Source organism: Haloterrigena salifodinae, assembly GCF_003977755.1.
GTDB classification, from domain to species: domain Archaea; phylum Halobacteriota; class Halobacteria; order Halobacteriales; family Natrialbaceae; genus Haloterrigena; species Haloterrigena salifodinae.
Genome location: NZ_RQWN01000002.1, coordinates 765,680 through 789,751, shown reverse-complemented (window position 1 = coordinate 789,751; position 24,072 = coordinate 765,680). Strand labels below are relative to the sequence as shown.

20 protein-coding genes and 1 tRNA gene are annotated in these 24,072 nt (G+C 60.5%); 13 read left to right on the top strand and 8 right to left on the bottom strand.

Annotation, left to right across the window (positions count from 1 at the left end):
• Window positions 1-24 precede the first annotated feature (24 nt).
• On the bottom strand, window positions 25-1,623 hold the full coding sequence (locus EH209_RS12495) for a hypothetical protein (protein WP_211338356.1): 1,599 nt from the start codon (window positions 1,621-1,623) through the stop codon (window positions 25-27).
• Complete coding sequence (locus EH209_RS12490; RefSeq protein ID WP_126663207.1) at window positions 1,613-2,317, bottom strand: glycosyltransferase family 2 protein; 705 nt, start codon at window positions 2,315-2,317, stop codon at window positions 1,613-1,615. The genes EH209_RS12495 and EH209_RS12490 overlap by 11 nt, the downstream gene beginning before the upstream one ends.
• Window positions 2,318-2,426: 109 nt before the next feature.
• On the opposite strand from EH209_RS12490, the gene EH209_RS12485 reads away from it, so the two are divergent.
• The 3 genes from EH209_RS12485 to EH209_RS12475 all read left to right on the top strand — a co-directional run bounded on the left by EH209_RS12485 (window position 2,427) and on the right by EH209_RS12475 (window position 6,393).
• Window positions 2,427-3,743 (top strand): sulfatase-like hydrolase/transferase, encoded by a 1,317-nt coding sequence (locus EH209_RS12485; protein ID WP_126663206.1) that lies wholly within the window; start codon window positions 2,427-2,429, stop codon window positions 3,741-3,743.
• A 3-nt stretch (window positions 3,744-3,746) separates the two neighbouring features.
• Entirely contained in the window at window positions 3,747-5,258 is a 1,512-nt protein-coding gene (locus tag EH209_RS12480) for a flippase (protein WP_126663205.1), read from the top strand.
• A 151-nt stretch (window positions 5,259-5,409) separates the two neighbouring features.
• Complete coding sequence (locus tag EH209_RS12475) at window positions 5,410-6,393, top strand: sugar phosphate nucleotidyltransferase (RefSeq protein WP_126663204.1); 984 nt, start codon at window positions 5,410-5,412, stop codon at window positions 6,391-6,393.
• Window positions 6,394-6,809: 416 nt separating this feature from the next.
• On the opposite strand, the gene EH209_RS12470 is transcribed toward EH209_RS12475, so the two are convergent.
• The gene (locus EH209_RS12470; RefSeq protein ID WP_126663203.1) at window positions 6,810-8,042 is read right to left on the bottom strand and encodes a glycosyltransferase family 2 protein; all 1,233 of its coding nucleotides are present in this window, start codon (window positions 8,040-8,042) and stop codon (window positions 6,810-6,812) included.
• A gap of 456 nt (window positions 8,043-8,498) precedes the next feature.
• On the opposite strand from EH209_RS12470, the gene EH209_RS24065 reads away from it, so the two are divergent.
• The 3 genes from EH209_RS24065 (at window position 8,499) to EH209_RS12460 (ending at window position 10,082) form a co-directional block, all read left to right on the top strand.
• Window positions 8,499-8,666 carry an HVO_A0556 family zinc finger protein gene (locus EH209_RS24065; RefSeq protein ID WP_164722039.1) on the top strand — a complete coding sequence of 56 codons (168 nt, stop codon included), beginning with the start codon at window positions 8,499-8,501 and terminating at the stop codon, window positions 8,664-8,666.
• A 137-nt stretch (window positions 8,667-8,803) separates the two neighbouring features.
• The gene (locus tag EH209_RS12465; RefSeq protein WP_126663202.1) at window positions 8,804-9,724 is read left to right on the top strand and encodes an NAD-dependent epimerase/dehydratase family protein; all 921 of its coding nucleotides are present in this window, start codon (window positions 8,804-8,806) and stop codon (window positions 9,722-9,724) included.
• 172 nt (window positions 9,725-9,896) lie between these two features.
• A complete protein-coding gene (locus EH209_RS12460) occupies window positions 9,897-10,082 on the top strand; it encodes a hypothetical protein (RefSeq protein WP_126663201.1) in 186 nt (61 codons plus the stop codon).
• 46 nt (window positions 10,083-10,128) lie between these two features.
• On the opposite strand, the gene EH209_RS24060 is transcribed toward EH209_RS12460, so the two are convergent.
• Both EH209_RS24060 and EH209_RS12455 read right to left on the bottom strand, forming a co-directional pair.
• Window positions 10,129-10,276: transfer RNA gene (locus tag EH209_RS24060), tRNA-OTHER, on the bottom strand.
• A gap of 88 nt (window positions 10,277-10,364) precedes the next feature.
• The gene (locus EH209_RS12455) at window positions 10,365-10,598 is read right to left on the bottom strand and encodes a hypothetical protein (protein ID WP_126663200.1); all 234 of its coding nucleotides are present in this window, start codon (window positions 10,596-10,598) and stop codon (window positions 10,365-10,367) included.
• Between the two features lie 468 nt (window positions 10,599-11,066).
• On the opposite strand from EH209_RS12455, the gene EH209_RS12450 reads away from it, so the two are divergent.
• The 4 genes from EH209_RS12450 to EH209_RS12435 all read left to right on the top strand — a co-directional run bounded on the left by EH209_RS12450 (window position 11,067) and on the right by EH209_RS12435 (window position 15,807).
• Window positions 11,067-11,861, top strand: coding sequence for a hypothetical protein (locus EH209_RS12450; protein ID WP_126663199.1), 795 nt, complete (start codon window positions 11,067-11,069; stop codon window positions 11,859-11,861).
• Window positions 11,862-12,558: 697 nt separating this feature from the next.
• Complete coding sequence (locus EH209_RS12445; RefSeq protein ID WP_126663198.1) at window positions 12,559-13,308, top strand: ABC transporter ATP-binding protein; 750 nt, start codon at window positions 12,559-12,561, stop codon at window positions 13,306-13,308.
• The gene (locus tag EH209_RS12440) at window positions 13,298-14,569 is read left to right on the top strand and encodes an ABC transporter permease (RefSeq protein ID WP_126663197.1); all 1,272 of its coding nucleotides are present in this window, start codon (window positions 13,298-13,300) and stop codon (window positions 14,567-14,569) included. The genes EH209_RS12445 and EH209_RS12440 overlap by 11 nt, the downstream gene beginning before the upstream one ends.
• A 2-nt stretch (window positions 14,570-14,571) precedes the next feature.
• Window positions 14,572-15,807: an ABC transporter permease gene (locus EH209_RS12435; protein WP_126663196.1), complete on the top strand. Its 1,236-nt coding sequence runs from the start codon at window positions 14,572-14,574 to the stop codon at window positions 15,805-15,807.
• Window positions 15,808-16,109: 302 nt separating this feature from the next.
• On the opposite strand, the gene EH209_RS12430 is transcribed toward EH209_RS12435, so the two are convergent.
• The 3 genes from EH209_RS12430 to EH209_RS12420 form a co-directional block, all read right to left on the bottom strand.
• A complete protein-coding gene (locus EH209_RS12430; RefSeq protein WP_126663195.1) occupies window positions 16,110-17,189 on the bottom strand; it encodes a DUF1616 domain-containing protein in 1,080 nt (359 codons plus the stop codon).
• Between the two features lie 333 nt (window positions 17,190-17,522).
• Window positions 17,523-18,680, bottom strand: a complete 1,158-nt coding sequence (locus EH209_RS24055) for a winged helix-turn-helix domain-containing protein (protein ID WP_211338355.1) — start codon at window positions 18,678-18,680, stop codon at window positions 17,523-17,525.
• Between the two features lie 123 nt (window positions 18,681-18,803).
• Window positions 18,804-20,891 (bottom strand): DUF4129 domain-containing protein, encoded by a 2,088-nt coding sequence (locus EH209_RS12420; RefSeq protein ID WP_126663194.1) that lies wholly within the window; start codon window positions 20,889-20,891, stop codon window positions 18,804-18,806.
• 160 nt (window positions 20,892-21,051) lie between these two features.
• Here EH209_RS12420 and EH209_RS12415 point away from each other — a divergent pair, with 160 nt between their 5' ends.
• From EH209_RS12415 to EH209_RS12405, 3 genes are read left to right on the top strand one after another with little or no spacing between them, the layout of a single operon-like run.
• Window positions 21,052-22,524 carry a DUF58 domain-containing protein gene (locus EH209_RS12415; protein ID WP_126663193.1) on the top strand — a complete coding sequence of 491 codons (1,473 nt, stop codon included), beginning with the start codon at window positions 21,052-21,054 and terminating at the stop codon, window positions 22,522-22,524.
• Window positions 22,521-23,057: a hypothetical protein gene (locus tag EH209_RS12410; RefSeq protein ID WP_126663192.1), complete on the top strand. Its 537-nt coding sequence runs from the start codon at window positions 22,521-22,523 to the stop codon at window positions 23,055-23,057. The genes EH209_RS12415 and EH209_RS12410 overlap by 4 nt, the downstream gene beginning before the upstream one ends.
• Window positions 23,047-24,042 (top strand): hypothetical protein, encoded by a 996-nt coding sequence (locus EH209_RS12405; RefSeq protein WP_126663191.1) that lies wholly within the window; start codon window positions 23,047-23,049, stop codon window positions 24,040-24,042. The genes EH209_RS12410 and EH209_RS12405 overlap by 11 nt, the downstream gene beginning before the upstream one ends.
• The last annotated feature ends 30 nt before the right edge of the window (window positions 24,043-24,072 follow it).

The following is a 24,072-nucleotide window of genomic DNA, read 5'->3' as shown; positions in this document are numbered from 1 at the left end:
CAGTGCCAAGTATTGGATATTTTATTATCTATTATAAACTATCCAATAATTCCCATTAGAATAAACAGTATTCGATTGATCTCTCCTAGATTCTATTACGTGTCTATCAGTTGGTCTTTGAGGGAGTCCTAATGCAAATATGCCTTTATTATACATCCTACTAGACAAAATACTTCCAGAAGCGTCTTTTGAATGTATGTATCTGTTATATTCGCTGTGATTGCTTGAATAAAACGAAGCTGAGAGTTCTGAGCTATTATCTGGATGAACTATATTCAAATACCCAGAACTAGCACTCGGTGCTCCTGATCCAATATCTGAAATCAGTCTACCCTGTGCGTAGGAACTTGTCCACTTACCACTTTCCTCCGCACCAGCTCCATATGTCTGGATGTCGTTTCGCATATCGGAAGATTGAAGATAAAAACTAGACACCATGAGGAGCGCCAGCACAAGTAGTACTAAACAAGCCCAGATCTTTGATTTTGACGATACTCGATTAAGGCCGAATGCAGTACCTAACATTATCACAGGTATCGATAACTGGAAAGGGCGACCTGTGAGAAATGCCTCTCCAGATGAAAGATAGAACAAAGCTATACCAAGAATTGCGAATCCCCAACTGATAGCGATAACAGGGACTAAATCGAATTTCTGATGCTGAAGTACTGCTAATGTATGTTTCAAAGCAATAACTCCTCCGTATCCACCAAGTGGGATTAAAATAATAAGTGGAATCAAGCTATAATACTGGGGTTGAATTGCGGTCGGTATTGGGGATGTTTGCCCAGACACTGGCGATCCGATATTCAAACTCACAACTCTCACGATACTTATTTGAATGTAGTGTATGTATGTTGATAAAGGGATTTCAAATATTTGAATGAATGTTAATATACAGATAGATATTGGTATCAGGAGCGGAACTACTTGACGAGTGTCTATGAAGAACGATAGTAAGAAAATAACCAGTAGCACGCTAAGAACCACTCCAAAGTGAGGGGGATACCAAAAGAATAACGCAGTTGAAAATATGCAAAGAGAGACAATTTCAGCCATAGGTGTCACGAACGATGAATCTTTTGAAATGATGCGGTATAATAAATATACAGAAAGGAGAATAATTCCATTGGCGGCAATTGTGATGTTCATCGTATAGTTCACTGGTATATTTGGGGCTAAACTTCCTAATACTGAGAGTATTGTCGCAAGGAACATATTATCAAATATTTTCCTAAAGAACAGAAAATAACAGAGTGTTATGAAAATATATCCTGGAAAGGCTATATAGAATAGATTGGCTGGGAGGTTAGTTACTAACGATAATTGTGACAATAGAATTGGCAAGACCGGTAGTTTTTCTCGTGTGGCTATTTTCCCCCAATTATCTAAAACAATATTTGGATTATCGTACATATGAATGTTTGATTGGACCTCACCATGGGAAATAATCTGACGTATCATATACTCATCTGCATAGAAATACACATCTCGGTAAAAACTAGTGGGGGAGAGGATGGTAATGAAAATTATTGGGACTGTTAATAAAACTAGGGCAGTAGAAACAGCGACCCTCCAATCCCAAAAGAAAGAATCCTTCTTGGTAGTCACCTTACCGGTCATTGTATGCAATTCTTTTATATTTTTCAAATAGTCCAGTTCTTTGAACAATCCGGAAAAGCCGATTGGTAATTGACTTATTCATCACCGCATTATATCTATGGGGGTACTCTTTCCGCAATAATTTTTCTTTTTCATGGTTGTATTCTGCACGCGGCCGTGTTGGATGCTCTACTATCAACTCATCTGAGTACATACAACTACCATCACCATCACGTTCCATTCGCCATCCGAATTCTGTATCTTCTCGCCAGCCAGAATATTTGCTTCTGAACCCACCGACAGAAAGAGCTTCTGAGCGCTCAACAGCCAGATTTGATGTCAAGTAGCCTCTAGATCCAGTATAATTTAATGAACCAGTTACTTGGCCTTCAAGGCAAATTAGATCTTCCTTGTGAAATTTCTCATAAATGGTGGATAGCCAATTGTCTATAGGAGAACAATCATCATCCGTGAAGGCAACTATTTCAGCATTTGCAGTCATGAGGCCGATATTTCTTGCTTCACAGGCATTAACAGTACTATCATTCACCACTATTATCTCATATTCCCAATCAAAATCCTGAGTTGATAGTTTTTTAATAATTCTGGTGTGGTCACTAGATGGTACCGTTGGAATCACAACAGATATATCGGGATTTGAAGACCGGTCAAAAAACTCTATAGAGGAATGATTTGTGTGGGATGAATCATTCATTAGTACTGGAAAAGACTTCCTGACTATTATTACTACCGGTCGCGATCAAACTAAGTCCATGATATCGACATAGGAAAATACATATACGATGTGAATTGGTATTTTTAGTATGGATAGTATCGCTATTGTCGTTTTAGACACGCTCCGGTATGACTCATTCCAGGAGCACTTTGGATGGTTAAAGGGCAAAAAATACACAAATGCCTACTCAACATCGCATTGGACTATTCCTGCTCATGCTTCCTTATATACGGGGAAATATGCTAGTGAAGTTGGAGTTCAATCAACAGATGTATTTTTGGAGTGCGAAGATAAAACAATCGCAGAAGTATTTTCAGCAGAAGGATATACTACATCTATGATGTCTGCAAACCCGAATATATACATGTGGCCGGGTTGGACTCGCGGATTTGATAATACAGTAGGTCCTTCACATCTTAAACCAGGGAGTGAAGAACTAGTTGATTGGCAGAAATTTTACGCAGAAAATGATAAAGAGGGCTTCCTAAAATATATAAATGCAGTGAAGCACTGCATCAAATCGGATAAAAACACTACTAAATCAATAATTTCTGGTTTGAAGACTGCTTATGGCGTTACAGAGAATGGTGCAGAGAACATCCATGAAAGGGTCAAACAAACTAATTATGAAGGGGAGGAATTTCTATATATAAATTTAATGGATGCGCATACACCATATAACCCTCCTAAAAGATATACGGATTGTGATGTTCCAGTTGACGTAGTCGTTGCAGATGCTTTCGCCGAAAATGTAGATAATGAGGAAGAAATTAAACAAGCATATACAGATGCATGTGCATACCTGTCTGATGTATATCAAAATATCTTTCAGGAACTTAAGAAAGATTTCGACTACATTATAACACTATCAGATCATGGCGAAATGTTAGGAGAATTTGGGATGTGGAATCATAGTTACGGCCTTTACCCTGAGCTCGTTCACGTCCCATTAGTAATCAGCGGGGATGATATTGAAGACGAAACAGAAAACACTATTGTAAGTCTTCTTGACGTTCATAAAACAGCCTGTGAACTCGCTGGAATCAATGTCGAGTCGCGTGGCCAAGATCTGCTTGATGAGCCTGAATCTAAGAGTCGACTCTTCGAGTATCGCGGATTTCTCCACTGGCATCGAGATCAATTTGAACGGGAGGGAGTCAACACGGAAGTGTATGAACCACGTGATACAGCATTAGATGGATTCATCTCCTCATCATCAGATTACGTCTATCAAACGCATGATGAAGGACTAAGGGTTTCTGGATCACTCACAACGGCAGAAGCAAACGAACAGCTAGAAAAATTGGTTGAGGATATAGATCGAAAGAAAATGGGGTCTGAACAAGATCTAAGTGGTGTTTCGGATGAGGTTCGCCAACAATTAGAAGATCTCGGTTACGCCTAGATTATGCCCGATGCTGAAGATATCGAAACTCTCCTTTCAAGTGCAACACTCATACTCATCGGCACTGTCTTGAGTTCGGTCTCTGGCTTAGTGGAGAGAGTGATCATCGGACGTGTTCTAGGGCCCTCGGAGTATGGTACAGTAAGTATCTGTCTTGCAATCGTTACATTAGCTGCCACAACCTCAATGTTCGGATTAACCCAGGGGGTTCCACGGTACATGTCTCGATTTGATTCAATATCAAAGAGACGAGGGGTCTGGGCTAGTGGGATGTTAATTGCAACCCTACTATCAATCGTAGTTACCAGTAGTCTCTTCGTCTTTGCGGAAGAGTTGTCGGTTATTCTACTTGATGGTACAGAATATACCACTCTTCTCCGGATATTTTTACTAACTATCCCATTTCTAACTGCTTTAAAAATGGCTGTGAGTGGAATCCGCGGTGAAGAGAACACTATTTATCGGACATATTCACACGATCTCCTGTATCCACTCGCACGTATCGGATTATTAGGGATCCTCTTTCTGATCGGCGTAGGAACAGTTGCACCATCAATCGCTTATGTTATGGGAGCACTGATCACCGCTGTGGTCGCTCTCTATCTGCTGAACAAACTTTTTTCGCTTACAGGAGCCATCAATTGGCGGTTTCGAGAACTCGTACTATTTTCTGCCCCTCTCATTGTCTCAATGGTCATGTCTATTCTACTAACTAGAACCGATACGATTATGATTGGATATTTCCGAACCGCTACTGAAGCGGGACTCTATAGTGCAGCATATCCTATCGCGGCAGGACTCCAACTAGTACTATCTTCGTTTGGATTTCTCTATCTTCCCCTAGCGTCACGCCTCGATGCAGAAGATAGTCGAGACGAGACTGAAGCAGTCTATGAGTTAACTACGAAGTGGATATATATAATTACATTTCCCGCATTTGCAATATTCCTATTGTTCCCAGGCCAAATACTCACTTTCTTCTGGGGTTCAGATTACTCACAAGCTGGGTTGTCGTTATCAATACTTTCATTAGGATTTTTCAGCAGTGCTGCTGCCGGCAGAAACCGAGAAACGATCTCCGCATTCGGTTATACGAAATACGTTATGTATTCTAACATACTTGCGTTTGTTGTTAATGTATGTATGAATTTTTACCTGATACCAAGGTATGGCCACACAGGTGCAGCTATCTCATCAGCCGTTTCATTTATTGCATTAAATCTATTCGTCTATATAATTCTAGAATATAAATTCCAGGTGAGCCCTATATCAAAATACTCAAAGAGGACCTTCTCAGCACTTCCAGTAGTACTTTTGCCCCTCCTTATGTTGACAAAGAATATTATAGACCCAACGGGAGTAATTGTTATATTGTCTATTCCATTCTTAGGTGTTATTTCTATCCTAGTTGTAATTATCGCGGGTGGCCTTCAACCAGAAGATGGGGTAGTTCTTTCTTTCGTTGAAGAAAAATTACCGATTGAGATACCATATATAAGGGGCTGGCTCAAATAGTTACATGTGAAACTACCACTTAGTAACGTTTTGCAATCGGTACGATGGACGGACACGATCAGGTCGCTTTGACGGCGGTACTAGGATGATCACTGAAGACCAACGTATATCAAATAGGGGATGGATTTCACGCGATGGAGAATCCCCACCAATGGACGCAATTGTACTCGCCGGCGGCTACGCGACACGACTCTGGCCGATCACGAAACACCGACCCAAGATGTTCCTCCCGGTCGGCGACACGACCGTGATCGGCGACGTCCTTGAGGACCTCGAGACAGACGCCCGAATCGACGACGTCTACGTCTCGACGAACGAACGCTTCGCGGACGCGTTCGAAGACCATCTCGAAACCCACGACTACCAGAAACCGCAGCTCTCGATCGAAGACACGACCGACGAGGACGAGAAGTTCGGCGTCATCGGAGCCCTCGCCCAGCTCGTGGACCGCGAGAACCTCTCGGACGACACGATCGTGATCGCGGGCGATAACCTCCTCAGCTTCGACGTCAGCGAGTTCGTCGACTTCTTCCGTCAACGAGAAACACCGACGCTCGCCGCCTACGATGTCGGCGATTACGGCCGCGCGACGTCCTACGGCGTGCTCGAACTCGACGACGACGGCCGCGAGATCGTCGCCTTCGAGGAGAAACCCGACGACCCGCCGAGCACGCTCGTGTCGGTCGCCTGCTACGGGTTCCGCGCAGAGGACCTCGACTTACTCGAGACGTATCTGGCCGGAGAGAACAATCCCGACGAGCCGGGCTGGTTCGTCCAGTGGCTCGTCGACCGGGAGCGCGTTGACGCGTTCACGTTCGACGGCGCCTGGTACGACATCGGGACGCCCGAGAGCTACCTCGACGCCGTCGCCTGGCGGTTCGACGGCGACAGTGCGATCCACCCCGACGCGTCGCTCGAGGGGACGACGATCGGCCCGAACGTACACGTCATGGAGGGCGCCCGAGTCACCGACGCGACCCTCCGGAACTGCGTCGTCTTCCCCGACGCCACGATCGCCGACTGCACGATCGAACGATCGGTAATCGATACGGAGACGGTGATTCGCGCGACGGACATCGAGTCCGCCCTCGTCGGACCGGAGATGACGCTCGAGGAAACCGTTTCCACTCGCTGACGAAGACGGGAGGACTCGAGGACAGAGCGAATCGTGACCTCGGTTACGCGCCGCAGAATCGACACGTTAGACGAGTGGTTCGAACGGGTGGGGCTCCGTAAACGCGTCGGCACCGAGCCGGCGATTCGTCGTATAACTGGATCGTGAGACAGCGTGGGTCGCCAAATCGATCACACTAGTACCTCGAGTATCCGACTAGTACCTCGAATGTACCTTACTTCTCCTCGAGTACACCTCCGCATTCAACTGCTACCAGAGATGGGTATGCGAGGATTCGAATCCCGGGCCTGCTGACCGGCGCTGTACGACCGACTGTTGGCAACGGTTCAGCCGTGCTGTCGGGCTGAACTACAGACTCCCGACTCGCGTGAGAACCAGAACGAACGCAAAAAGTCACCGACCGACGTGCTCGAGCGCTACCGGTCGACGGAACTCAGGAAGAACGACGAGAACACGGTCTGGAGGCCGATGACGATCGCGGTAAAGGCGACCAGCGCCCCCATCGTGAACTCGAGCGACATGAATCCGTTCGAGACCCACTGGTAGACCAGGCCCGCGCCGTACAGTCCGCCGACGGCGAATATCAGGAGACCGGCCGTCGCACCGTGCTCGAGCGACAGCGAGCCGATCACGTGTTCCGTGATCGGGTCCTCGGGCTTCTGGATCGGGTCACTGGTAACAGCAGCAAACACGCCGAGACTCGCTACCTGATAGCCGACGATCGTCAGCAGGCTGCCGGCGATCATCGAGTGAATCCCCAGGCTCGCCTCGCCGATGGAGACATCGCTGTACGCGATGCCCATCACGGCCATCCCGAGTAGGCTCATCAGTAGGCCGGGCGCCGAGAACAGGTAGCCCGGCGCATTAACCAACATAAATCGGACGTGGCGCCAGCCGTCGCGGAAGCTCTCGAGGGTCTCCTCGCCCTCGCGTTCGTGGTAGATGATCGGCGTCTCCTCGATCACGAGGTCCTTTGCGCCGGCCTCCATGATCATCTCGGAGGCGAACTCCATCCCGGTCGTCTCGAGGTTCATCTCGTCGAGGGCCTGCCGGCGGAACACGCGGAACCCGCTGTGGGCGTCGCTCACGCCGGCCCGGTAAAATAGGTTCAGGAACTTCGTGAGCAGCGGATTACCGATGTACTGATGCAATGTCGGCATCGCGCCGGGTCTGATTTCGCCTTCGAGGCGACTGCCCATCACCATGTCCGCGCCGGTCTCCTCGAGGTGGCTGAGTAGGCGCGGAATGTCCTTGAAGTCGTAAGTCGTGTCGGCGTCGCCCATCGCGATGTACTCGCCCCGGGCGCGCTCGAAGGCGTAGCGGTACGCGTAGCCGTACCCCGGCTGGTCGGGCTCGACGACGATCGAACCCATCTCGCGGGCGATCTCAGGCGTTCGATCCGTCGAACTGTCGCTGATGATGATCTCCGTCGGCAGCTGTAACTCCTCGACGGCCGACTTGATCCAGCCGATACAGGTTTCGATTCCCTCCTCCTCGTTCAACGTCGGCATCACGACGGACAACTCCGGGTTAATGTCGCTGTCGCGACCGACCAGGAGTTCGTCCGCCGACCGATGCTCGAGGACCTGCTCCGCCTCCGGAGTCTGCTCTGCCGAAGTAGAACCGTCCGAGTGTGATTTTGAAGCCATGGATGAGTTCGTTTCAGCTCCCTCGCATGATCTGTCTAGTACAGAACCGGCCTCTTAACAGTAGCTATTCATATTTCACAAAAAATAACTAGGCTAGTGTTGGGTACTAGCGCACTAATCGCTCCCGCGACAATACGACACTGCGGTAACATCTCGATAGCGACGTCAGAGACGGTCACGGATCTCGTTGAAGTGAGAACACAGCAGTATCAATAATCATATTGATAAAAGTATCGGAGCGAGAGTAATCGGTCAGTGAATACCTCAAATAAGAATGATTATGGGGTATTCGTCTGGAAAGTGGTCAAGCTGAGATCGGGGGAAAAGTGGATATATCCATACAGAGCCGTTTCAAAAACACAATAGGTGTAAATAAAACAAATAGTCGGGAGCAAGCGGATACTATCCGGGTTAACCCATGGATTTAACACGTCAAGTTACGATGTGTACGATAATATGCAAGAAACCGTAGACGGGACTGTCGCCGTGCATCCGGTAGTTGACGCGCTCGAGGGTAAAAGCTGTACGTTCTGCGATGAAGGCGAGCTCGTGCAGGGAGTTTACAAGGGGAAGAACGCCGTTGTCTGCGAGGACTGCGAGACGCCTACCGCGCAGCTTTGGTAGCGCCCGAAACCGGTCCCCGCTTCTTCTTTCGTCCTGGTGAAGCACCACTCGCAACGAGTCCTCCCGTCAACACGGACGAGACTCACGGACGGCTGAAGACCGTAGCGTTCTCGTAGGTGGCTGCCAGTTGTGCTGACATGCAGAACCAGCGCGTCCTGATAACGGGCGGAGCAGGGTTTATCGGGTCCAATTTGGCGAACTACCTCGCCGAAGACAACGACGTCGTCGCGATCGACGACGAGTACCTCGGCACGGCCGAAAACCTCGAGTCGTCCGTCGACTACCGCAACCGAAGCGTCCTCGAGGACGACCTCCCGACGGACGTCGACGTCGTCTTCCACCTCGCCGCGCTCTCGTCGTACGCGATGCACGAGGAGGACCCCACGACGGGCGCTCGCGTGAACGTCGAGGGATTCGTCAACGTCGTCGACCAGGCCCGCCAGGACGGCTGTGACACCGTCGTCTACGCCTCCACGTCCTCCATCTACGGGAGCCAGACCGACCCCTCGCCGGAGGACATGCCGGTCGCGGTCAACACCGGCTACGAGGCCTCCAAACTCGCCCGCGAGCGCTACGGCGAGTACTTCGCGAACCACTACGACATGGACGTCGCTGGGATGCGCTTCTTCTCGGTCTACCAGGGCTACGGCGGCGCCGAGGAACACAAGGGCGAGTACGCCAACGTGATCGCCCAGTTCGCCGACGACCTCGACGGCGGCGACGCGCCCGCCCTCTACGGCGACGGCACCCAGACGCGAGACTTCACCCACGTCGACGACATCGTCCGCGGCCTCGAACTCGCCGCGGAGCACGAACTCACTGGCGTCTACAACCTCGGCACCGGCGAGGCCTACAGCTTCAACGAACTCGTCGAGATGCTCAACGACGAACTCGGCACCGACATCGACCCCGAGTACGTCGAGAACCCGATTCCCGACTCAGTGTACGTCCACGACACCTGCGCCGACTCGAGCAAGATGCACGAGGAAACCGGCTGGGAACCCCAGATCTCCCTCGAGGAGGGCGTCGAACAGGTCTGCGAACCCTACACCGAATAGCACTGCTCCGGTACGGAGCCACGCGGCTCACGACACGCGCCGCTGACTGGCTCCGATAGCACCATTTTCCACTGAAACCGACCGCCGACTCGAGAGATCCGACGACTCACGGCTCGATACGCGGTCCGAAACGCTGCGAACGGATAAGTCGCTGTCGTCACCTCGTAGGGCCATGAGCGTTCGCAAACGAGTGCTGGGCCGAATCGAACGGACGATGACCTACTGGGGGCTCCTGAAGCATCCCTTCGGGCAGGAGTACGTGCGAGAACACTACTCGCCGACGGGCAAGAAGAAGAACGAGACCGACGAGTCGGCCGTCGAAATCCCCACGGTTGGACCGTCCGAATCGGACGCGTAGCACTGCCAACCGATCGCACTGGCCGAACGACTCGCCGTCTCGCGAGTGGGTATGCGAGGATTCGAACCTCGGGCCTGCTGACCGACGCTGTACGAATGCTCCCCCAAGTGCGAAGCGACGTGCCGCGCGGACTCACGTCCCTCGCCCGACCGGTGCAACGGTTCAGCCGTTCTTCCGGACTGAACTACATACCCTATCCGCGTGAGAACAATGACCACGGGCAAAAAGCCACTGGCACCCACACGACGAGATGAGACCGCCCCGAGTCACCGACCCGGACGCTCACTCGAGCCATTCGCTCGTGAACCCAGCGATCGCCTCGAGCGTCGTGAGCGCGGCGAGCGTCACGAGCACGGCCACGAGTAGCGACCCCGTGGTCACGTAGGCGACGAGCCCCCAGAGGATCGACGCCGCCGCTGCCGCCCCACCCGGCGACCCCAACGGCGCCAGTCGATCGCGGTCGGCAGACTCGTACCGCCCCGGTTCACCGTCGCGTGCGGGCTGCTCGTCCACCATACCGGACGGTCCGCCGCCAGATCACGAGTGGCTTGTGCTCGCGCGTGCTGTCGGCGCCGCCGCGACGGTCGCACCGAGCGTTCGCTCGAGTCCCGCAGGAGTGCATCAGACCCGACCGGTAGCCTGTCGCGTCGAGACATAATTGACGGACGATCGACACACAAATAGTACTGGAAGCGAGTTGGCGAATGTGGGCTGCATCGCACGCGACACACCAGTGTCGATCGACACACCACCGCGAGACGGCCCACATCGCGGCGTCGCGAGCGAGGGCCACGATTACGTCCTCGCCGCCCGGTGATATGTATCTCGAGAAGATAGTCGTTCTGCCAAGACTATTAGGTGAGACTGAGTCCCATGGTTGTCGACGAATCAACCGCTGCCCAATCTAAGCCTTACGATTGCACGCATGACACTTACCACTGTTCTCGACGCACTCCCGCTGACCTCGTCTCGAGGCCTGTCCCTATGGCACCCGCGATCGTCCACTTCCTCGTCGGCGCGTCGATACTGCTCGTTCTCGCGACACCGGTCGCGTTGCACGACGAGCGCGTCCGACGGGTAGATCTGTGGCTCGTCCTCGCGGGGGGCGTGTGGGGGCTGGGCCCGGACCTCCACAACGTCGCGCCGGTGTTCCGATCGCAACTCTACGCGTTACACAACTCCCTCTGGGCGGCTCCGTTCGCCTTTCACTACGCGCTCGACAGCCAGGCCGTTCGAGATCGCCCCCTCGCGGGAATCGCCGGGTCGATCCTCCTGTTTTGCCTCGCCGTCGGCGGCTTCACGGCGGCCGCTCGGGCCGACCCGGAGCGAGCGCGACACACGAAACGGTTTGTCTCGAGGCTCGGCATCCCCGTTGCAGCGCTGGCCGCGGCCGCGATCGTCGGCACGATGTTGTCCGCGACTGGGCGCGTCGAGACCGTGGCCGCGCTGGTCGGCGCCGACGGAACGCTCGCCAGCGCGGCCCTGCTGCTCGTCGCGAGCGTCGCGGGGAGTTACGCCGTCGCGGTGGCTGTCCCGGACCGCTACGCACGCCGGCCGTTCGTCGGCTCGCTGCTCGGACTCCAGTTGGGGCTCGTCGCCTGGGTGGTCGGAATCGTACTCGTCCTCCCGCTGTGGGCGCGGGTCGTCCTCGAGGCGTCCCCGCCCGTGCCGCTCGTCGACTGGCCGAGTCTGCTGGCGCTCGCGGTCGCCGGGACGCTGGTCGGCGCCTGCATTACGACCGTGCGTCGGATCGCCCTGCTGACGCCCGCGGATCGCTGACCGAGGCACGCGCTACTCGAGTCCGTCAATCGACGCCGAAGAGTCCACAGTACGGCGACGACGCCAGGCACTGTTCGTACCGATCATCCTCGAGACGATCGCTGTCGCAGTCGCTGTGCCGTTCGTCGTCGCAGGCGCTGGAAAGCCATCCTCCTGCCTGTCCGCTACCGCACGTCTCTCACCCCGTCCGTCGGATCACGCGTTCGAATCCGGAATATTCGACCCGCACGAGGTACAGATATCAGGTTGCCACGGGACGGTTTGTTTGATGGATCGTTCGTCGCCACACTCCGGACAGACAGCTGTCAGCTGCTGCTCGAGATTTTCCCCCATACTACAACAGTTACAGTAAGCACTAATGAATGTTTCTCAATATAATATTTATTCGCTCGGCGGAGTTAGGACATCCGTAACCAGAGATAATGGTGGAGGGGGCGGGCTTAATCGAAAGGTCGTACTCGAGAAAAATTCGGGGGAGCTACTGAGCTATCAATGTTGTGACGGTAACGTACGGCTCGCGTAATGGCCGCCGAATCCGGATCAGACGGAAGTGCAGTTTCGGCGGTCGAGACCCACAATTGAACGAGAGACAACCGACGATGGCGCCCCGGACCTGACGATTGCGTTCTCCCGCGCCAAGTTAGGTGGATGCAAACTATGGCCGAAGGGGTGGACGTGATAATCGTCCCACTCGAACATGGCAAGCGAATCGTCCTCGAGGAGCGACGCCCACGTATCGCCCGGTCGATCCGTCACGATCCGCTGTGACGGCGTCATCCACGAGTACGATGGGCGGTCCGGCTGGATCGGATCCGGTTCCGATCGGTCGGTCACCGCCCTCGAGGACGTCTCCCTCGAGATCGAGACCGGCGAGGTCGTCGGGCTGATCGGGCCCAGCGGCAGCGGGAAGTCGACGGTCCTGCACGTACTCGCCGGCTTGATCGTGCCCGACGACGGGACCGTCGAACTCCTCGGGGACGATCTCACCGCCTGCTCCGAACGCGAACGAACCCGACTCCGCCGCGAGCGGGTCGGCCTCGTCTTCCAGCAGTTCCACCTCCTGCCGTCGCTGACGGCCGTCGCGAACGTCGCTCTGCCGCTCGTGCAGTTAGGCTACGGCCGAGCGGAACGACGCCGAAGAGCCGAACGCCGGCTCGAGCAGGTCGGGCTGGGCGACCGAACCACCCACCGGCCCGGCGAACTCAGCGGCGGCGAACGGCAACGCGTCGCCATCGCCCGCGCGCTGGTGACCGACCCCGACGTGATTCTGGCCGACGAACCGACGGGAGAACTGGACACGGAAACGGGGATGGCCGTCCTCGACGATCTCGTCGACGCCGCCGCCGAGCGCACGGTCGTCCTAGCGACCCACGACGAGCGGGCGGTCGACCGCACGGAGCGCGCGATTTCCCTTCTCGACGGAGCGGTGGTCGACGATGGTCGATGAGGAGTCGACCGAGCGCACGAGGGTCGGCCGCTGGCTCGCCCTCGTTCGCTTCGCCGCCGGCCGGATCGCCACGCAGGCCCGACGGACGCCGCGCCGGACGGCCGTGACGGTCGGTCTCGTCGCGATCACGATCGCGCTGCTCGTGACCGTCACCGGGATCAGTGTCGCGCTCGCGGGCGACACGACGGCCGACGACAACGAGGCCGACCTCCGCGTCGTACCCCACGAGGGCGGCACCTTCTCCCCGGTTGTCGGGGTCGAGGGGCCGCGGCTCAGCGACGTCCACGACCGAACCGAGACGATCGACGACCGGGCCGACGTCGACTACGCGACGCCGGTGCTCATGGAGGTCGTCCAGGCCCGATCGCCCGAGGGCGAGGAGTCGGTGAACGTCATGGCCGTCGGCGTCGTCCCGCGCGAGTCGTCGCCACCGGTCGGCGGCGTCCCGACGGCGCCCCTCGAGCCGGGCGATCCCCACTACGCGAACGGGAGCTACGACGGCCCCCAGACCGGCGACGTCGTCCTCTCGACGGCGGCGTCCGACCAGCTCAATGCGTCCGAGGAGGCGTCGCTGGTGGTCAGGGGGTCGCAGATGACCGCCAACGCCAGCGCCGGAACCTACGAGGTGACCGCCATCGAGGAGGCCGACACCGCGAGCCTCTCGGACGGCCTCCCGGTGGTGGTCCTCCGATTGAGCGAACTCCAGACGCTGACCGGCGCCGACGACGAGGATCTGGCCGATCAGGTGCTCGTGGGCACGGACTCGGACGGCGCTCACGAGGCGATCGAGGAGACGTATCCGAACGCGACGGTCGAGTCGGGAACCGAGCCCGGGCTGGCCGCGCTGCAGGACGACGACCTCGCGTTGGCGACGAGCCTCATCACGCTGATCGTCGGGATCGGCATCTGTACGCTGTTCGTCACGACCGCGACGGGGCTGCTCGTCGAACGCGAACGCCAGACGCTCGCCGTCCTCTCGGCGGTCGGCTTCCCCGGCCGGTCGCGGCTCGCCGTCGTCGCCGTGATGACGCTGACGCTGACGGTCGTCGGCGCCGTGGTCGGGATCGCGCTCGGCTACGCGGGCGTCGCGGTCACGAACTGGATCGCGACATCGACGGTGACGTCGTCGCCGATCGCGACGACCGACCCGCTGTTCGTCCCGTACGCGCTCGCGATCGCCGTCGTCGCCGGCCTGTTCGCGTTGCCCTATCCGCTGTACCTCACGACGAAAACGGACGTCGTCGCCGAACTCAGACAGTAATCATGGCTCACAGACTCCGCAAACTCGCCGCGACCGCGCGCCTCTCGGCGGCCCAGCTCCGCCACGAGATCGGTCGCTCCGTACTGGTGATCGTCGCGATTGCGCTGGCCGTCCTCGCGGTGACCCTGCTCGCGGGGCTCGGCCTCGGCGTCCTCGAGACCGGACAGGATCGGTTCGACGAGGCCGATCAGGACGTCTGGATCTCGGGCGGTGCGGTCGAGCTCACGGCCGGCGGCGGCATGGAGAACCCGATCGCCGACTCCCATCAACTCGCGGCCGACGTCGAGGAGCGCGAGGACGTCGAGAGCGCGTCGCCGATCGCGTTTCACGCGATCTACGTGGGCACGGAGCCGGAGCCGTCGGAGCTCGAACTCGTCTCGGGCGTCGGGGTGCCGAGCGAACACGGCGGGCTAACCCTCGAAGAGGGCGACGGCTTCTCGGAGGGGGACGTCCACTACGGCGAGGGCGACTACGACGGGCCGATGACCCGCGAAGTGATCGTGGACCCGCGCATGGCCGAGCGGTTCGACCTCGAGGTCGGCGACACGATTTACGTCGGGACGAGTCCGTCGACCGCGGCCGAAGAGGAGTTTACCGTCGTCGGGATTTCCTCATCGTACTCGCAGTTCCTGGGGACCACGACCGCGACGATGCCGCTGAGCGAACTCCAGGAGATCACCGGGACGACGGGGTCGGATCGCGCGGCCTTTGTGACCGCGACCGTCGCTCCCGGCGCCGACCGAGGCGCCGTCAGCGACGAGATACAGGAAGCGCATCCGGAGTACGACGTGCGCACGAGCGAGGAACAGTTCGAGTCGATGTTCGAGGATCAGGTCCTGTTGCTGGCCAGCGGGACCGCCCTCGTCGTGCTCGCCGTCGTCGCGGGCGTGGTATTGACGGTCAACCTCCTGGCGCTGGTCGCGTCCCGACAGCGCGGGGAGCTGGCGGCGTTGCGCGCGCTCGGACTCTCGCGGTGGCTCCTCACGGGGATTATCAGCGGCCAGGGGATCGTGCTCGGGCTCTGCGGCGGCCTCCTCGGACTGCTCGCGACGCCCCCGGCCGCGTTCGCCTTGAACCACCTCGCCGCCTCGCTGGTCGGCTTCGAGAACCTGTTGCGGACGCCGCCGATCGTCTACCTCGCCGGCGGGGCGATCGCGGTCGTCGTCGGCACGCTCGGCGCCGCCGTCGCCGGCTGGCGCACCAGTCGGTACGCTCGCCTCGAGCACATCACCGAATAGCTGCGACCGCCGCTTCAAAAAGTAAATCGCGGTCCCGCGACGCGGGTTAGTTGCCGCCGACACCCTCGAGGTCGCCGACGCTAACGAATCGGTACGGTTCCGCTCACTGATTGGGCCGCTGACGCGTCAAGATCCGCGCCGAATTCACTTGGCTTTGATCCATCTTCCGTTGAACCTGGATACTCGATCATTCGGCCGACGGATCGAGGCCGAATTCGAACAGCCACCGTTCGGGCTGATCGACAGCGACCAATCCGATCGCTTCCGAAACGTCACGGCAGAAACCCTGCTCGGGGAAGCTCTCACTCCTCGCTCACGTTGGCCCAGAGGTGCGCCGAGTACTCCGTCGTGTCCGCCGACGGCTCCTCGGGGACGTCCCCGCCGGGGTAGAGCAGCCAGACGAGGCGAACGTTCTCCCCGGTCATCGTCGGCTCGAGTTCGTGTTGATGGTGCCAGCTCTCGTTGTGGCTGAGCCGGGTCTCGAACCGGTCGAGTTCGCGTTGCTCCTCGACGGTCGTCTCGTTGTCCTCGACCGAGACCCGCTGTTCGACCAGCACGACGGTGTAGTCGACGGTCCGGTGTTCGTGGTTGTCGACCCCGAGGACGATCTCCTTGGGTTCACCCTGCGTGAACTCGGTCGGGTAGTTATCGGCCGTGAGCTCGCCGTCGTCGTCCTCGGTGAGGAGGTAGACGGCCGAGAACTGTTCGCCGTCGGGCGGCGCCGTGACCGCGTAGCCGACGCTGCCGACCGCGAGCAGCAGGGAGAGGACCAACACAACATTCAACGCGGCGTCCGCGCGGGTGTCCGGCTCGAACAGTTCGGCGCGCCCCGCCGTGTACCACGTGCGATACGGCACCCGGAACCGCTCGTCCGTGGGAAGCTCCCACCGGCGAACGGCGGCGATGGCGGCCGCACTGACGGTGAACGCGCTGATGGCGAGCATGATCGGCACCAGCCGGATCCCCCACGGCGTGAAATTCAACACGAGACCGATCAGGGGGGTAATGGCGATGCTGAGGCCGAAAGAGAGGGCGACGCGTTCGATGCCGTCGATCCCCGACCGATCGTCGAGGAATGAACCCGCCGAGAGCGGGCCGCGATTCGCACCGTCAGCGAGGTCCCCGTCGCTATCGCCGTCGACCTCCGGATCGGCGGTCGGATCGTCGCCGGCTTCGGGAAACAGCGCCGCGATGAACGCGTACCCGGGCACAAAGAGGACGAATGCGAGCCCGAGCGGGACGCGAAGCGACGTCTCGCGGAGCACGGGCGCGAGCGCGGCGACGTTCGTCAGGACCACGAATGCGAACACGGCGGCGAGATCGGCCGGGAGCGTCCGGACCGGCCGCGGAAGCAGTGCCACCAGTGATCGCGTCTCAGCCATTGGCTGCTACGTACTGTGGACGTGCCCAAAAGCGAACCGATCATCGCGTGCGACGGGTCGCCACAACCCGCTGTCGTCGCCACTCGCAGCCGTCGCTCGAGCGATCGGCGTCCGGCTCCCGACCGCTACCGCTATCGGAGCCGACGGACTAGCGCTGGTACCACGATCGCACTAGCGATACTAGTGCACTAGTGACTCTCACTCGAGTTCGGTCGCTAGTACTCTAGCACTAGTGGAGGGACTAGCGCGAGTGAAAGTAGCGCAGGTCCATCCGTCGTGACCGGCTGCGAGCCGACGAGTACGGCGGGCAGAAAACGTCAGTGAGTCGGATTCCTATACGGAGTTCGTTGAATTTCCGTCTCTCCTCGTGGCCGCACCGGCCGCGGTGACGTCGCGGAGCAGTCGCAGTTCCTCTTCCTCGCTGATCCGATCGGAGTGAACGCACGCGTGGACGATCTTGTGTGCGAGCTCGGGGTCGGCGAGCACCGACGACTCGGCGCCGCCCTCCCGGCTGGTCGTCCCTCGCTCGCGGTCCTCGAGTTCCCGCTCGACCGCGGCCAGCTGGTCGGCGAGTTCGTCGACGCAGTCGGTCAGTTCGGCCAGTCGCGCATCCGCGTCCGCCCGGTCGATCGCGTTCGCGGGCGTTCGTTCCGATCGGGACGCGGACGAGTCGGTCCGCCGCCGCGTGCGGTCGCTCGATTCGTCGCGGGACTCGTCGGTCGCGTCCCCGGCGGATCCGTCGTCGCCGTCCCGCTCACTCGAGTCGGGGCCGTCGTCGCTGTCGTCGGCGTGGGGCATGCGTTTGTCCTCCTCGCCGTCGGACTCGAACAGCGGCGCGACGAGCGCGTTTCGGTCGGCCCAGTCGAAGCCGTCGATCGAGTTGACGCGCTGGCTGATCGTCGGGCTGCTGACGCCGAGCCTGTCGGCGAGCTCCGCCTGCGTCGCGTCGGGATGGTCGTAGATCGCCCGCAACGTCTCGCGTTGTTTCTCGGTCAGCGTCGATCGGTCGATGGGGAGTTCGGGTTCGCCGTCGCGCGCCGCGTTCCGGTCGGTCGGTGCCGGTTCCTCGGTCGTCGAATCGGCAGTCACTGCGGCGGTGGCGGTCTCCGACGCCGCCCCGCCGTCGGTCACCGTGACGTCGGGATCCGAGGGCCGTTCGTCGACCTCGGTCTCGTTCGTCAGCGTTGCGGTGTCGTCTCCTAGCGGCTCGGTATCCACCGATTCCGCGTCGGTCATTGCTTTCTCGACTCCGTTCGGTTCCGCGTCGGCCGTCGGCGCCGGCTCGCTCGCCGAGCCGGCCGCCGGATCGCCGTACTCCTCGAGGACGCGTTCGACCGTCGACGTCGTAGCGCCGCTGACGGCGTCGGCGATCGCTTCCATCGACTCGTCCGGGTTCGCTTCCGCGTGATCGAGGATTTGTTTGTGGATGATTGCACGCGGTGCGTTCTGTTCGATATCGAGGGTTGCATTCGAATCGGTGGTTTCACCCATCTACTCCGGTCCTATTCCAGAACGTTACTTATAGGTTTCCGGCGTTTCACCCCCTATTCTTAGATTTACCATCTATAATAAAACGCGCTGCGGCCGCAAGCGGTGCGCTAGCGTCGCTGTCCGCTAATCGTCCGCCGGACCAGTCCGGGTCGCCTCGGAACACAGTTCGCGAGCCCGCTCGAGGACCGCCTCGGCTTCGCGTTCGGAGACGCCGTCGGGCCCGAACGCCGCCCGTTCGTACCCCTCGGTGACGTCCCGGAGCGGGGCCGACTCCGTCTCGGCGTCCGCCGACCGGTCGCTGTACCGGCGGTAGAACTCCCAGTGGGTCAGGGGACCGGACGCGGCGAACCGCGACTCGAGGGACTGCCGAACGGCGGCGTAGCAGTCCCGGACCGCATCGTTCGGATTGCCGCTCGAGAGCTGGTCGCTCGCCCGCGACAGGAGCGTCCGAGACGAGACGGGGTCGGGCGTCCCGGCCGCCGTCGGCGCGTCGTCGACCTCGTCCGGGTCGGTCGGCACCGGTGCCGGCTCCGACGCTCGGTTGCGATACCAGTAGCCGCCGGCGCCGACGGCCGCGACGAATAGTCCGAGCGCCAGCCACGCCCACGTGGGCAACAGCGAGTCGGCGGCTGTCGGGAAGGTGACCGTCGTCGTGGCCTCCGTCCGCGCCAGGTTGGTCCCCTCGTCGTCGTGGACGGCGACCAGTTGCACCTCGCCGGTAGCCGTCTCCTCAGGGACCGTGACCGAGGCGCCGAACGCGCCGTCCGCGTCCGTCGAGACCGTCTCGAGAACCGTCCCGTCGGCGACAAGTCGAACCGATTGCCCCTCGACCCCGCCGCCGGTCGCCTCGAGCGTGCCGTTGACCGTGACCTCCCGCTCGCCGGTGGAACTCGCGGAGACGGAGAGTTCGGGCTCCGTTTCCGCGACGGTGACCGTCGTCGAGTCGGCGACGCTCGCGAGCGCTCGATCCTCGAAGGGGAGGGAGATCCGGAGGTCGTGCTCGCCGGAGGGGACGTCCGCCGGCACCGTCGGGTTCCCGGTAGTCGACCCGTTGCTGGAGCCGAAGAGTCCGAGCGGCGTCCCGTCGATCGAGGCGACTACCGGGACGTCGTCGACCCGTTCGTCGCCGACGCGGAGGTCGTAGTCGACGGCGACGCGATCGCCGTACGCGACGGTGGCGGGCTCGACGTCATCGATCGCGATTGTCGGCTCGACCTGTTCGATATCGACCGGGACGCTGGTCTCGCTCCCGAGGTACGCCGATTCGTTCTCGGGGACGTACTCGACCGTCACCGAGTCGGCCGACAGCGGCACGGAGATCGGCCGGTACTCGAAATCGAACCACCCGCTTTCGTCCGTCTCGGTTCGGATCTCCTGATTCCCGACCTTGAGACGGATCTCCTCGTTCGCGATCGGCGTTCCGTCTTCGGTTTCGATCGTGCCGCTCGCGTCGAGCGGGTCGGTAAACGAAATGTATTCGGACGTCGCCTCGATACTCAGTTCCGTTTCGACGAACGACTCCTCGCGAACCGCCGCCTGTTCGGTCTGGACCTCCTCGTTTACGTCTTCGATCTCCTCGGCGGCGTCGGTCAGGTCGATATCGCTGTCGTTGCTGATCGCGTCGTAGTGGTCCTGGACGTTCTGACTCGAGTTCCCGATTCCCTCGGCCAGCGACTCGAGTTCGCGGGCGAGTTCGCGAGCGCGTTCCTCGTCGCCCGCTTCGCGCGCCGCCTCGTACTCTTCTTTCGTCTTCTCGTACTCGCTGACCGCCTCGGTCATTCGCTTCTGCTCGTTCTGCGCTTGGTCGAAGGATTCGGCCCGTTCGGCGTCGCCAGTCACCTCGGCGTACTGCTCGAGTCTGGCGCTGTACTCGTCTCCGACGAACTGGCTCGCGAGGTCGGCCTCGCCCTCGCTGAGCTGGATCGCTCCTTCTTCGAGCTGTCCCGACAGCTTGTCGGAGAGCCACCGCTCGAGTTCGGCCTGGTCGGCTCCTTCGTCGTACTCGTCGGGATTTCGGTGGCGAACGGTGTCGTTGTCCGCGGTGTCTCCGTCGGCGTCCGGCGACTCCTGTTGGGCCGCGACGCTGGCCAGTGCCGAGCCGTCGTCAACGCTCCCCGCGGAAGCGGCGGCGATTCCGCCACCCGTCGCGCTCAACGGGAAGCAGACGAGCAGGAGGGCGAGGACGAGCGTTCGACCGACGGCGTTTGTCACAGGGATTCAGTTTACTGCCCACGACAAAAAACTATTCTCTCTGCGAGGGTGACAGCTCGCGCTCGTCGGCGCAGTCGGATGCGGGCGCGCCGGCCAAGCGCGTTCGCTGCAGCCGCCGAACACCAATACCTTCAACAAGATTCACGGAGACCGGTCGGACATGAAACCCACGCGTCGACTGTGGGCCGTCGCTGCCCTCGCGGCCTTTCTCGCGGGCGTCGCAGTCGTTACTGCCCGTCCGCTCCTCCTCGGCGGCGCCGGGCTGATCGGCTCGTGGATCGTCACGCGCCAGTATCGGTTCTACCGCACGCTCGAGGAGACGGTCGACGCGCTGGCCGTCGAGCAGTCGGCCGCCCGCACTGGCATTCGAACGGGCGAAACCGTCCCGGTCACGCTCTCGGCGAGGCTGGCCGCGCCGTCGCCGCTCGCCGTCGCGATCGAGGGCGGACTCCCGACGGCCGCCGCGGCCGACGACTCGCTCTCGCTGTCCCTCGATCCGACGACGTCCGCGACCACCCGAACGGTCGACGTCACGTGGCCGACCGCGGGCCACCACCGATTCGACGAACCGACCGTGACCGCGACGGACGGATTCCTCCGCGAGACGGTGTCGCTCGGAACGGCCCCGACGGTCACCGTCGAGCCCCGCGGTCCGCGGACCATCCACGTCGGCGAGGGCGGCGATCGGATCACGATGGCCTACGGCGAACACGAGGCCGGTCGCCTCGGGTCGGGGATCGAGCCCGCGGAACTCCGCGAGTACATGCCCGGCGATACGGCCGATCGGATCGACTGGAAGGCCACGGCCAGGCTGGCGACGCCCCACGTCCGCGAGTACGAGGCCGAGACCGACCGGCGGACGCTACTGATCGTCGACCACCGCGCCTCGCTGGCGACGGGGCGACCGGACGAAACCGAACTCGACTACCTCCGCGAGGTCGCGCTCGCGACGGCCGCGAGCGCGCACCGCCTCGGCGATCCCGTCGGACTGCGCACCGTCGGCGACGAGGGGATCACGTTTCGCCTCGACCCGACGACGACGCCGGTGGCGTACGATCGGATCCGGCGTCGGTTGCTCGACCTCGAGCCGACGGTCGATCCGTCGGCCGCCGACGGAATCGGACGGGAGAGCCGACGGAGGCGGACCCCGCCGCTCCGGAGCAGCGGCTTCACCGCGGCCGACGCTCGGGCGAAACGCATCGGCCTCGGTGACGACGACGACCGGTTCGCCGCGACCCTTCGCCCGTTCTACACCGCGCGAGAGGGGTACCGCGAACGCATCGAATCGGATCCGCTCTACGGCACCATCAGGCGATCCCACAGCGGCAACACCGAGGGGCTGTGGACGATCCTCTTCACCGACGACTCGCGGCCGGCGGAGCTCCGTGAGACGGTCAAACTCGCCCGCGGAAACGGCAACTCGGTGCTGGTGCTGCTCGCGCCGACGGTGCTCTACGAGCCCGACGGCCTCGCGGACGTCGAGGACGCCTACGATCGCTACGTCGAGTTCGAGGACCTGCGCCGCGACCTCGCCCGGATGTCCCGCGTGACCGCCCTCGAGGTCGGCCCGCAGGATCGCCTCTCGACGGTCCTCTCGGACGGACGCGCCCGCGCTCGAGGTGAGCGCGCATGAGCGCGACCCCGACGACCGACCCGGCGACCCGGGGCGATCGTCCCCGGTCGACGATCGGTGCACTCGCCGTCCTCACCGCGGCGCTGGCGCTCCTCGCCGGGCCGATCGGCGCGGTGGCCGGGCTCGCAACGGCGCTGACCTGGTACGGGCTCGGAACGCCGTACGCGCTCGCGGCCGGACACGTCGTGCTCGCGGCCGCCTTCACGGAGGGGATCGGTCTCGAGACGTTCCTGCTCGTCGAACTCGCGTTCGTCGCGGTCCTGCTCGCCGCCGTCGTCCGGACCCCGACGGTGCTGCGAGACGCCGTCGTCGTCCTCGCCAGCGCGATCGCGTTCGTTGGGGCGGGCTGGATCGTCGCCGACTCCCGCTCCATCTGGATCGCCGCGGGGACGCTCCCCCTCCTCGTCGCGCTCGCGGCCTACGCCCTCCACCGGTACGAGCTCGTCAGTCTCGGACTCGTTCCCGACGCCGTCGACACCCCGCCGGACGCAAACGTAGACGCCGACGCCGATTCACCGACCCATGAGCAGTAACAACATCGACACGACTGAGCCGTCCGCGTCGTCGACAGCCGCCTCGAGCACTGCCGAAGACGCGGGCGCGGAGACAGAGACGGAGACAGTCACCGACACGGAGGCGACGACCGACGACGACCGCCGGGAACTCGCCGCGCAGGTCGAACTCCTCGCCGACGAGAACCGACGGCTGCGCGAGGAGTACGTCCGCGCCCGCCAGTCCCGGTATCGGGCCACCGCGATCGGTCTCGCCGCGATCGGGATCGTCGCCGCCCTGGGAAGCATCGCCTTCCCCGACGCGCGGGAGGTGCTCGTCGCGCTCGGGGCGACCGGGCTCTTCGGCGCCCTGTTGACCTATTACCTCACGCCCAGCCGGTTCGTCGCGGCCGACGTGGGCGAACGCGTCTATACCGCCTCGACCGCCAACGTCGCCGCGATCGGCGACGAACTCGGCCTCCGCGACGAGCGGGTGTACCTCCCCGGCGAGACGGCACCGGCCCGGCTCTACGTCCCCCAGCACGCCGACTACTCGCTCCCCGACGAGCGCGCCGGACCGATCGTCGTCGACGACGACTCCCGGGGCCTCCTGCTCGAGGCGACCGGGGCCGAACTCTTCCGGCCGTTCGAACGGGCGCTGACCGGCGACCCCGCCGCCGACCCGGCGCCGCTGGCCGCCCAGTTGACCGACGGCCTCGTCGAGCAGTTCGAACTCGCGCGAAGCGCCGAGTCGGACGTCGATGCCGGCGACGGGCGCGCCACGATCGCGGTCAGCGACAGCGCGTTCGGCCCGATCGACCGCTTCGATCATCCGATCCCCTCGTTCCTCGCCGTCGGCTTCGCTGCCGGCCTCGAGCGGCCGGTCCGACTCGAGATCGCCCCGGGCGACGACCGGGCCGACTGGTTGATCACCTGCCGGTGGGACCTCGAGTCAGACGCCGAAGACGAAACGGCGGCCGCTGGCGATGCGGAGCCGACGGCGGATGCGGAGACGACAGCACAGTAATCGACGGAACGGAGCGAGGCGAGGGACGCT